The sequence below is a fragment of the Streptomyces sp. MK37H genome (assembly GCF_018035285.1).
GTDB lineage: Bacteria > Actinomycetota > Actinomycetes > Streptomycetales > Streptomycetaceae > Streptomyces > Streptomyces endocoffeicus.
Window position 1 is genome coordinate 1 of the sequence record NZ_JAAAYH010000297.1, and the last position, 11454, is coordinate 11454.

General features: G+C 72.1%; 3 protein-coding genes. All 3 read left to right on the forward strand.

Translation table 11 applies throughout. From position 1 onward, the window contains the following. Positions 1 to 3183 (forward strand): SDR family NAD(P)-dependent oxidoreductase (locus tag GWI24_RS31180; RefSeq protein WP_210949293.1); only part of this gene is annotated, 3183 nt, incomplete at its 5' end. A 27-nt stretch (positions 3184 to 3210) separates the two neighbouring features. Further along, positions 3211 to 9822 (forward strand): type I polyketide synthase, encoded by a 6612-nt coding sequence (locus GWI24_RS31185; protein WP_210949295.1) that lies wholly within the window; start codon positions 3211 to 3213, stop codon positions 9820 to 9822. Positions 9823 to 9903: 81 nt separating this feature from the next. Next, the coding region (locus GWI24_RS31190) for a type I polyketide synthase (protein ID WP_210949296.1) at positions 9904 to 11454 on the forward strand (1551 nt) is incomplete at its 3' end.

An 11454-nucleotide genomic window follows, 5' to 3' on the forward strand; every position in this document is an offset into this window, starting at 1 on the left:
CGGGAGTTGGGTGCGGGTGGGGTGTCGGGTTCGGTGCGGGAGGTGGTGTTCGGGGGTGGGGAGTTGCTGGAGCGGACGGTGTTTGCTCAGGCGGGGTTGTTCGCGCTGGAGACGGCGTTGTTCCGGTTGGTGGAGTCGTGGGGTGTGGTGCCGGATGTGGTGGGTGGGCATTCGGTGGGTGAGGTGACGGCGGCGCATGTGGCGGGGGTGTTGTCGTTGGAGGATGCGGCGGTGTTGGTGGCGGCGCGGGGCCGGTTGATGGAGGCGTTGCCGGAGGGTGGCGTGATGGTGGCGGTGGGTGCGGGTGAGGAGCAGGTGCGTTCGTTGCTGGTGGCGGGGGTGGATATCGCGGCGGTGAATGGTCCTGCGGCGGTGGTGCTCTCGGGGGATGAGGGGCCGGTGCTGCGGGTGGCGGAGGAGCTGTCGGAGCGGGGGTGCCGGACGAGGCGTCTGGCGGTCTCGCACGCGTTCCACTCCGCCCGGATGGAACCGATGCTGCAGGAGTTCCAGGAAGCGATCGCCGATCTGTCCTTCACCGCACCGCTGATCCCCCTGGTCTCCAACGTGACCGGCCGGCTGGCGGACACGGAGGTGGTGTGTTCGCCGGAGTACTGGGTGGAGCACGTGCGTGCCGCTGTGCGCTTCGCCGACGGGGTGCTTGCGCTTGCCGACCACGGCGTGAGCACCTATCTCGAACTGGCGCCGGATGCCGTGCTGTCCGCGATGGTCGGGGACTGTCTGCCGGAAGAGCCGGCCGAACAGCCCGTGGTGGTGCCGTCGCTGCGGCGGGAGGGCAACGAACCCCGCGCGCTGATGTCCGCCGTCGCTCAACTGCACGTGGCAGGCGTACACATCGACTTCAGTGCACTGTTCGGCAGCGCCGTTCCGCCCACCCACCTCCCCGATCTGCCCACGTACGCCTTCCAGCGGGCCCACTACTGGCTCCATGACACCCGGCCCGCCTCGCACCAGAGCCCCGCCGGTGTCCCCAGCAACACTGACGCCATCGACGCCCGGTTCTGGGCCGCGGTCGAACGCGGCGACCTCGGCTCGGTGGCCGAGGCGCTGGACCTTGCCGACGGCGATGAGAACCGTGCCGCGCTGGACGCCATGGGCGGTGCGCTGGGCGTGCTGTCGGACTGGCGGCGCAAGCGCGGTGAGAAGTCCGCGGCGGACCGGCTGCGCTATCAGGCCACCTGGAAGCCACTCCCCGGCGCCACCTCCGGCGTACCCACCGGCACCTGGCTGGTCGTCCTGCCGTACGGCTGCCGGGACGACGAGTACGCGGCCCAGGTGGCCCCGATGCTGAACCGCCAGGGCCTGCGCACCACGACCCTGCGGCTCGACGGACCGGAATCACCCGACCGCGCCGCCTTCACCGAGATCCTGCGCGGCACGCTCGCGGACCACGACGACATCAGCGGTGTACTGTCCCTGCTCGCTCTCGACCAGCGTGTACGTCCCGGCTCCGCGACACTCACCGAGGGAGCCGCGGCCACGTTGGCGCTGGTCCAGGCCCTCGGCGACCTGGGCTCGGCAGGTTCAGCGGGCTCGGGGCATCGCCTCTACTGCGCCACTCAAGGCGCGGTGACCGTCGGCGCGGCGGACCGGCTCAGCGCTCCGGAACAGGCGGCGGTGTGGGGGCTCGGTCTGGCCGTGGCGCTGGAGCAGCCGGACCGATGGGGGGCGCTGGTGGACCTCCCGGACGTGTTCGACGACCGGGCCGCCCGGGCCCTGCTCGCCGCGTTGGCCGATCCGGGCGATGAGGACCAGCTCGCGATCCGCGCCACGGGCGCGTTCGTACGCAGGTTGAGCCACCATCCCCTGCCCGACGGCGTGGCGAAGCCGGAGTGGCGGCCGCGTGGCACCGTCCTGGTCACCGGCGGTACGGAGGGTCTCGGCAGGCATGCCGCGCGCTGGCTGGCCGGTGCCGGTGCCGAGCACCTGGTGCTGACCGTCGGCTCGGATCCGGAGGCGCCGCATGTGGTGGCCCTGCGGGATGAGCTGAGCGGCCTGGGCGCGAAGGTGACGGTGTGCCCGACGGACCTCACCGACCGGGACGCGGTGGAGCGGCTGCTCACCGGCCCCGCCGCGTATCCCGAGCTCTCCGGTGTCGTTCACACCGCCGACCTGGCACGGATCGCCCAGACCGATGCCACCAGCGCTGATGAACTGGCGGAGACGCTGGCGGCCAAGGTCGACGGTCTACTGCATCTCGACACGCTCCTCGCCGATCGGGAATTGGATCTGTTCGTGGTCTTCTCATCGGTCGCCAGCGTCTGGGGCGGTGGTGGCCAGGGGCTGATCGGCGCGGCCAACGCCCAGCTCGACGCCCTGATCGAGCGGCGCCGCGCCAGGGGGCTGGTGGCCACTTCGGTGGCCTGGGGTGTGATCGACGGCTTCGGTGTGGCCGCCGACGCCACGGCCCAGGAGCAGCTGCGCCGCCGTGGTGTGCTGCCCATGGCGCCCGAGGCGGCCATGGCGGCCCTGACGCACGCCGTCCGGCATGACGACACGCTTGTGGCCGTGGTGGACATCGACTGGTCGGCGTTCGTCCCGGCGTTCACCTCGCTGCGGCCCAGCCCGCTGATCGGTGATCTGCCGGGTGTTCAGGAGATCGTCGACAGCCTTCGTACGGACGACGCCACCGACGAGTCCGCCTCGGAATTCCTGCGCGAACTGGCCGCGGGCTCCGACGCCGAGCGGGAACGCGCCCTGATGAAGGCGGTGCGCGAGAACGCGGCCATCGCGCTGGGCCACAACGGTGTCGAGGCCGTCAAACCGCAGCGCGCCTTCCAGGAGATGGGATTCGACTCCCTCGCGGCGGTGAACCTGCGCAACACCCTCGGCGCCGCCCTGGGCACAAGGCTGCCGGCCACCCTCGTCTTCGACTACCCCACGCCCGCCGCGCTGGTGGAGTATCTGCGCACCGAGCTCCTGGGCGACCAGGGCGACGACGAGGCCACCGAGGCCGATGAGGAGGAGATCCGCCGCGTACTGGCCGCCGTGCCGTTCAGCCGGTTCCGTGAGGCCGGAGTGCTCGAAGCGCTGCGGTCGCTGGCCAGGACCGAAGCGGCCGCACAGGACGGCGGCCGGCCGTCCGCTGATGAGGAGCTCGACCTGATCGATGGAATGGATATCGCCGGACTGGTCCAACGGGCTTTCGACGGAACCCAGTTGTGAACGCACTCGACGCGGTGGGAGGCAGCCATGAGCAGCAGCCAGAGCGAACAGATCGTCGAAGCCCTGCGCGCCTCGCTGAAGGACAACGCCCGGCTGAAGCACGAGTACGACAAGGCGGTCGCGGCCACCTCCGCCCCCATCGCCATCGTCGGGATGGCCTGCCGGCTGCCGGGCGGCGTGAGTACACCGGAAGACCTGTGGGAGCTGGTGTCCACCGGCGGTGACGGCATCTCCGGCTTTCCGGTGAACCGCGGCTGGGACCTGGACAACCTCTTCCACCCCGATCCCGACCACCCCGGCACCAGCTATGCCACGGAAGGGGGTTTCCTGCACGACGCCGGTGAGTTCGACGCGGGCTTCTTCGGCATCTCGCCCCGGGAGGCCGTGGCGATGGACCCCCAGCAGCGGATCATGCTGGAGCTGTCCTGGGAGGTGTTCGAGCGCGCCGGGATCGACCCGACCAGCAAGCGGGGCAAGGACGTCGGCGTCTACTCCGGTATCGCTTTCCACGACTACGGCACCGGTCTCGCCGAGGTCCCCGAAGGGCTGGAGGGCTTCATCCTCACCGGTGGCGCGGGAAGTGTGCTGTCCGGGCGGGTCTCCTACGCACTCGGCCTCGAAGGCCCCGCCGTGACGATCGACACGGCGTGCTCCTCGTCGCTGGTGGCGCTGCATCTGGCGGTGCAGGCACTGCGGGCGGGTGAGTGCTCGATGGCGCTGGCCGGTGGCGTCACCGTGATGGCGGCCTCCGACGCCTTCGTGGGCTTCTCCCGCCAGCGCGGACTGGCCCCCGACGGCCGGTGCAAGGCATTCGCGGCCTCGGCGGACGGCACCGGGTTCTCCGAGGGCGCCGGTGTGCTTCTGCTGGAGCGCCTGTCCGACGCCGTCGACGCGGGACACCCGGTACTGGCGGTGGTACGCGGCTCGGCGGTGAACCAGGACGGCGCCTCCAACGGCCTGACCGCGCCCAACGGCCCCTCACAGCGGCGTGTCATCCGCCGGGCGCTGAGCAGCGCACGGCTGTCGGGCGCCGATGTGGACGTGGTGGAGGCACACGGCACGGGTACGGCGCTGGGCGACCCCATCGAGGCGCAGGCCCTGCTGGCCACGTACGGGCGCGACCGCGACCGCCCGCTGTGGCTGGGGTCGGTGAAGTCCAACATCGGTCACACCCAGGCCGCCGCCGGTGCGGCCGGTGTCATCAAGATGGTGATGGCGCTGCGGCATGGCGTACTGCCGAGGACGCTGCATGTGGACGCGCCCACGCCCCAGGTGGACTGGTCGGCCGGTGCCGTTGAGCTCCTGACCAGCGAACAGCCGTGGCCGGAGACGGGACGGCCGCGCCGGGCCGCCGTATCGGGCTTCGGCATCAGCGGCACCAACGCCCATGTGATCCTCGAAGAGGCCCCTGCCCCTCAGCCCACTGAACCCGGCCCGGCGACCGGCTCGACCGACGCATCGGGCGCGGCCACCGCATCCGGCTCGACCGCGGAAACCAGCACCGCCGCCACCGAACCGGCGCCGTCGTCACCACCGGTCCTGGATGACGCCCCGGTGCTCCACGACGCCCCGGTCCCGCTTCTGGTGTCCGGGCGGGGCGAGTCGGGGCTGCGCGCGCAGGCCCAGCGCCTGCTGTCGTTCCTGGACGAACGCCCCGACGTGGCCCTGCCGGACCTCGGCTGGTCGCTGGCATCCGGGCGCGCGGCGCTGGAGCAACGCGGCGTGGTGCTGGCCACCGACCGGGACGCCGCGCTGCGCGGCCTGACCGCATTGGCCCAGAACACCCCCGCCCCCGATGTGATCCGTGGCACCACCCCGGCCACCGGGCACATCGCCTTCGTCTTCCCCGGCCAGGGCTCGCAGTGGCAGGGCATGGCGGCCGAACTGCTGTCCTCCTCACCGGCGTTCGCCACCCGGTTCGCCGAATGCGACGACGCGTTGGGCCGCCTCCTGGACTGGTCCGTCACCGATGTGATCCAAGGGGCCGAGGGCGCGCCTTCCCTGGACCGCATCGAGATCCTGCAACCCGCGCTGTTCGCGGTGCATGTGTCCCTGGCGGCGGTGTGGGCGGCGGCCGGGGTCGAACCGGCGGCGGTGGTCGGCCACAGCCAAGGGGAGATCGCGGCGGCGTACGTGGCCGGGGCGCTGTCGCTGGAGGACGCGGCCAGGATCGTGGTCCTGCGCAGCGCCCTGTTCGCCGAGGAGCTGGTGGGCAAGGGCGCGGTGGCCTCCGTGGCGGTGTCGCCCGACGCCGTGGAGAAGCGGCTGGCGGACTGGGGCGAACGGCTGGTGATCGCCGGACGCAACGGCCCCTCGGCGGTGACCGTCGCGGGCGAGGTGGCCGCGCTGGAGGAATTCGTGGCCGGGTGCAAGGCCGACGGGATCCGGGCGCAGGTCGTGGGCTCGACGGTGGCCTCGCACTGCGCCCAGGTCGATCCGTTGCGGGACCGCATTCTGGCGATGTTCGCCGACATCACCCCGCGCCGTGGCCACATCCCGTTCTACTCGACGGTTACCGGCGGTGTGCTCGACACCGGGGAACTGGACGCCGAGTACTGGTTCCGCAACGCGCGCCACCCGGTGAACTTCGAGGGCGCCGTCCATGAACTCCTCGCCGACGGCTTCGGCTTCTTCGTCGAGTCCAGCGCCCATCCCGTGCTGGTGACGGCCATGCAGCAGATGTTCGAGGACGCCGGGGCCGATGCGGTGGCCGTGGGCTCCCTGCGGCGCGACGAGGGCGGTGCGCGGCGGTTCCTGGCCTCCCTCGCCGAGGGCCATGTGGGCGGACTGCCGGTGGACTGGGCCACGGTGTTCGCCGGTTCGGCCCCGAGCCGGATCGATCTGCCCACATACGCCTTCCAACGCCACCACTACTGGCTGGAGTCGACCGACACCTTCGGCGACGCGTCCGGGCTCGGCCTGGAACCGGCCCAGCACCCCCTGCTGGGCGCGGTCACCGAATTCCCCGAGTCCGGCGGGGTGTTGTTCACCTCCCGGCTGTCGCTGCGTACGCATCCGTGGCTGGCTGACCATGCGGCGGCGGGCACGGTGTTGCTGCCCGGGGCGGCGTTCGTGGAGCTGGCGGTGCGCGCCGGTGACGAGGTCGGCTGTGGTGTCGTCGAAGAGCTCGTCATCGAAGCACCGCTCACGCTGGCCGAGGGCGACGGCGCGCGCCTGCAGGTGTTCGTGGGCGAGGCGGGCGACTCCGGGCGGCGCCCGCTCTCCGTGCGCTCCCGCGCGGAGGGAAGCGGACCGGGGGCGGCCTGGACACGGCACGCCACCGGTGTCCTGGCCCCGGCCGCCGCTACCACCCCACCCGACACCGGCCTCACCCAGTGGCCACCGGCCGGGGCGGTCGCGGTGGACACCGAGCGGGTGTCCGAGGCGTACGAGGACATGGCCGCGGCCGGTTACGGCTACGGGCCGGCCTTCCGGGGGCTGTGCGCGGTGTGGACCCGGGGCGAGGAGGTGTTCGCCGAGGTCGCACTGGCCGACGAACAGGGGCTCTCGGCGGACGGCTTCGGCCTGCACCCGGTGCTGCTCGACTCCGCCATGCACGCGATCGCCTTCCGCGACCTCGGCGCCGCCCAGGCCACGCTGGCGCTGCCCTTCGCCTACCGCGATGTCGCCCTGCACGCCGCCGGGGCGTCCGCGCTACGCGTCCACATCACACCGAACGGTCCCGAGGAAGTGGCGCTTGCGCTGGCGGACACCGGCGGCGCGGCCGTCGCCACCGTCGGATCGGTGGTGTCCCGGCCGGTGGCCACCGAACTGCTGGACACCGGCACCAGCCCCGCCCGGGAGCGGATGTTCCGCGTCGGCTGGGACGAGCTCCCGGCACCGGCGGCCGACACCGCACCGGACACCCTCCACCCCGTACCGGTGGCGACCGCCGAGGACATCCGCGAACTGGCCGAGACGGCCGACCTGGGCGTGCCCGAGGCGCTGCTCCTGGACCTGGCCGGCGACGGCCAGGAGCCGAGCGCGAGCGGCGTACGGGAGGTGACCGGCCGGGTGCTGGAGCTGCTGCAGACCTGGCTGGCCGCACCAGAACTCGAGGACACCCGGCTGCTCGTGCTCACCCAGGGCGCGGTGGCCGTGCACCACGACCGCGAGCTCACCGACCCCACCACCGCCGCCGTATGCGGTCTGCTCCGGTCCGCCCAGGCCGAGAACCCCGGGCGGATCACACTGGTGGACACCGACCGGGCACAGGCGTCCCTGGCCCTGCTGCCCGGCGTGTTCACCGTTGGAGAGCCGCAACTCGCCCTGCGCGACGGCATCCGTTACGCCCGCCGCCTCACCCGCGCGGACACCACCGGCGCGCTGGTCCCACCCGCGGACGCGGTGGCCTGGCGGCTCGAGCCCGGCACCGACGGCACCCTCGAAGGTCTGGCGCTGCGCCCCGCACCCGCCGCGCTGGAGCCACTGGGGGCCGGTCAGGTCCGGATCGAGGTCCGGGCGGCGGGGCTGAACTTCCTGGACGTCCTGGTGGCGCTGGACATGAACCGGGTCGATGCCACCATCGGCAACGAGGGCTCCGGGGTGGTCACCGAGATCGGCCCCGGAGTGGCCGGGCTCACCGTGGGCGACCGAGTGATGGGGCTGTTCCCCGACGCCGTCGGCCCGCTGGCCGTGGCCGACCACCGCACCGTGGTCAGGATCCCGCACGGCTGGTCGTTCCAGCAGGCCGCCACCGTGCCGATGGCGTTCCTCACCGCCTACTACGGGCTGCGCGACCTCGCCGGTCTGCGATCCGGTGAGTCCGTACTGATCCACGCCGCCGCCGGCGGCGTCGGCATGGCCGCCGCGCAGCTCGCCCGGCACTGGGGCGCCGAGGTGTTCGCCACCGCCGCCCCCGCCAAATGGGACGCCGTACGCGCCACCGGAATCAGCGACGACCGGCTCGGCAACTCGCGCACCCTGGACTTCGAATCGCACTTCCTGGACGCCACCCAGGGCCGGGGCGTCGATGTGGTGCTGGACAGCCTGGCCGGGGAGTTCGTGGACGCCTCGCTGCGGCTGCTGCCCCGGGGAGGCCGGTTCCTGGAGATGGGCAAGACCGACCTGCGGAGCCCCGAGGAGGTTGCGACCACCCATCCCGGCGTCTCCTACCAGGCGTTCTCCCTCTACGAGGCGGGCAACGACCGCATCGGGGAGATCCTGCGCGAACTGGTCGAGCTGTTCGACCGGGGAGCGCTGCACCCCCTGCCACTGAACATCTGGGACGTACGCCACGCCCCGGCGGCCTTCCGCTACATGAGCCAGGGACGGCACATCGGCAAGAACGTGTTCACCCTGCCCCGCACCCCCGACGCCACCGGCACTCTCCTGGTCACCGGCGGCACCGGCTCGCTGGGCCGCCTGGTGGCCCGGCGCATGGTCACCGAACACGGAATGCGCAACGTCGTCCTGGCCGGACGGCGCGGCAGGGACGCCACGGGGATCCCCGAGCTGGAGGACGAGCTCAGTGCGCTGGGCGCCATCGTGCGCACGGTGGCCTGCGACCTCGCCGACCGCGAGGCGGTGGCCGCGCTGCTCGGCTCGATCCCCGAGGACGCACCGCTGACCGTCGTGGTGCACACCGCCGGGCTGCTGGACGACGGCGTGATCACCACTCTGACCCCGGAACGCCTGGACACGGTGTTCCGCCCCAAGGTGGACGCGGTGCTCAACCTGCACGAGCTGACCCGCGACCTCGACCTCGCCGCGTTCGTCCTCTTCTCCTCCGGCGCGGGCACCTTCGACTCCCCGGGCCAGGGCAACTACTCCGCCGCCAACGCCTTCCTCGACGCGCTCGCCCGCTACCGGCACGCCAACGGGCTGCCCGCCACCTCTCTCGCCTGGGGCCTGTGGGGGCAGGTCACCGACATGAGCGCACACCTTGACGACTCCGACCAGCGGCGCATGGCCCAGGGCGGCATGCTCGGCCTCTCCGTACCCGAGGGCATGGAGCTGTTCGACACCGCGTTGCGCGGCCCCGGCACCGTACTGGTCCCCGCCCGCATGGACTTCGCCGCCCTGCGCACCCTGGCCGCCTCCGGCTCGCTGCCCGCACTGCTGCGCGCCCTCGTCCGTACCCCGCGCCGGGCCGTCGACAACGCGGCGGCGGACACGGATGACCTGGTGAGCAGGCTGGTCAGGGCAACCGCCGGTCAGCAGGAGAAGATCCTGCTCGACGTGGTCCAGCAGGAGGCCGCCGCCGTCCTCGGCCACGCCTCGGCCGATCTGATCGAGCCAAACCAGCCCTTCAAGGAGATCGGCTTCGACTCGCTCACCGCCGTGGAGCTGCGCAACCGGCTCTCCCGCCGGGCCGGGGTACGGCTGCCCGCCACGCTCATCTTCGACCACCCCGCCCCCGCCTCCCTCGCCCGCTACCTCCTGGCCGAACTGGGCCAGGAGGTCGACACCTCCGAGGTGCTGATGGCCGAGCTCGACACCGTGGCCACGACCCTGGCCGAGGTGACCCCCGACGCCACGACCCACGCCACGGTGCTGGCCCGCCTCCACCTGCTGGTCGAGCAGTGGGAGACCACGGCAGGCGCCACAACCGTCGACCAGGACGAGGAGTTCGACGTGGACACCGCGACCGACGAGGCCATGTTCGAGCTCATCGACCGGGAGTTCGGCACCTCGTGACCGCCCGGCCCCGTGCGACGACACGCCACACGCCGCCGACCCTCCAGCAGACGCCACCGTTTCCTTCGGGAGTGAACACTCATGGCAGATGACGGGAAGCTGCGCGACTACCTCAAGCGCGTGCTGGCGGACGCCCGCCGTTCCCAGAAGCGGGTCCGCGAGCTGGAGGCCGAGAAGACGGAACCGATCGCGATCGTCGCGATGGCCTGCCGACTTCCGGGCGGGGTGTCCTCCCCGGAGCAGCTGTGGGAGCTGGTGCTGCACGGGCGGGACGGGATCACCGGCTTCCCCGTGAACCGTGGTTGGGATCTGGCGAACCTGTTCCATCCGGACCCCGACCACCGGGGCACCAGCTATGTCCGGGAGGGCGGATTTCTGCACGACGCCGGGGAGTTCGACCCGGGCTTCTTCGGGATCTCCCCGCGCGAGGCGGTCACGATGGATCCGCAGCAGCGCCTCATGCTCGAACTCTCCTGGGAGGCATTCGAACGGGCGGGGATCGACCCGACCGCGTGGCGCGGCGAGGACGTCGGTGTCTTCTCCGGGTTCGCGGGCAGCGACTACGGGGCCGGGCTGCCGGAGCTGCCCGAGGCCCTGGAGAGCTATCTGATGACCTCCGACGCCGGAAGCGTGCTCTCCGGCCGGATCTCCTACACCTTCGGGTTCGAGGGCCCCGCCGTCACCGTCGACACCGCCTGCTCCGCATCCCTGGTGGCCCTCCACCTGGCGGCGCGCGCCCTCCGGGCGGGGGACTGCTCGATGGCGCTGGCCGGTGGCGTCACCGTCCTGGGCACACCCCGGGCGTTCATCGGCTTCTCACGCCAGCGTGGACTCGCCGCCGACGCCCGGTGCAAGGCATTCGCCGCGGCGGCGGACGGCACCGGCTTCTCCGAGGGCGCGGGAGTGCTGCTGCTGGAGCGGCTGTCGGACGCGGAGCGAAACGGCCATCGGGTGTTGGCGGTGGTGCGGGGCAGTGCGGTGAATCAGGACGGTGCGTCCAATGGATTGACCGCTCCGAACGGTCCGTCGCAGCAGCGTGTCATCCGGCAGGCGCTGGCCCATGCGCGCCTTGGCCCGTCCGAAGTGGACGCGGTGGAGGCCCACGGGACGGGCACGGCGCTGGGCGACCCGATCGAGGCGCAGGCGCTGCTGGCCACGTACGGGCAGGGGCGACCGGAGGACCGCCCGCTGTGGCTGGGCTCGCTCAAGTCCAACATCGGCCATACCCAGGGTGCGGCGGGCGTGGCAGGGGTCATCAAGATGGTGATGGCGTTGCGGCATGGGGTGTTGCCGAAGACGTTGCATGTGGATGAGCCTTCGCCGCAGGTGGATTGGTCGGCGGGTGCAGTGGAGCTGTTGACCGAGCGGCGGGCGTGGCCGGAGGTGGAGCGTCCGCGTCGGGCGGGGGTGTCGGGTTTCGGGGTGAGCGGGACGAACGCCCACGTGATTCTGGAGCAGGCGCCGGAAGCGATCACAGAGGTGGCGCCGGTGGCGGAGGCTCCGGGGAGTGGTGTGGTGCCGTTGGTGGTGTCGGGGCGTGGTGATGCGGGGTTGCGGGGGCAGGCGCGGCGGCTGCTGGACTTCGTTGAGCGACGGCCGGAAGTGGAGCTGGGCCATCTGGCGCGTTCCTTG

Coding starts and splice junctions, on each gene's coding strand:
- GWI24_RS31185 (WP_210949295.1), top strand. CDS start 3,211: ATGAGCAGCAGCCAGAGCGAACAGATCGTCGAAGCCCTGCGCGCCTCG.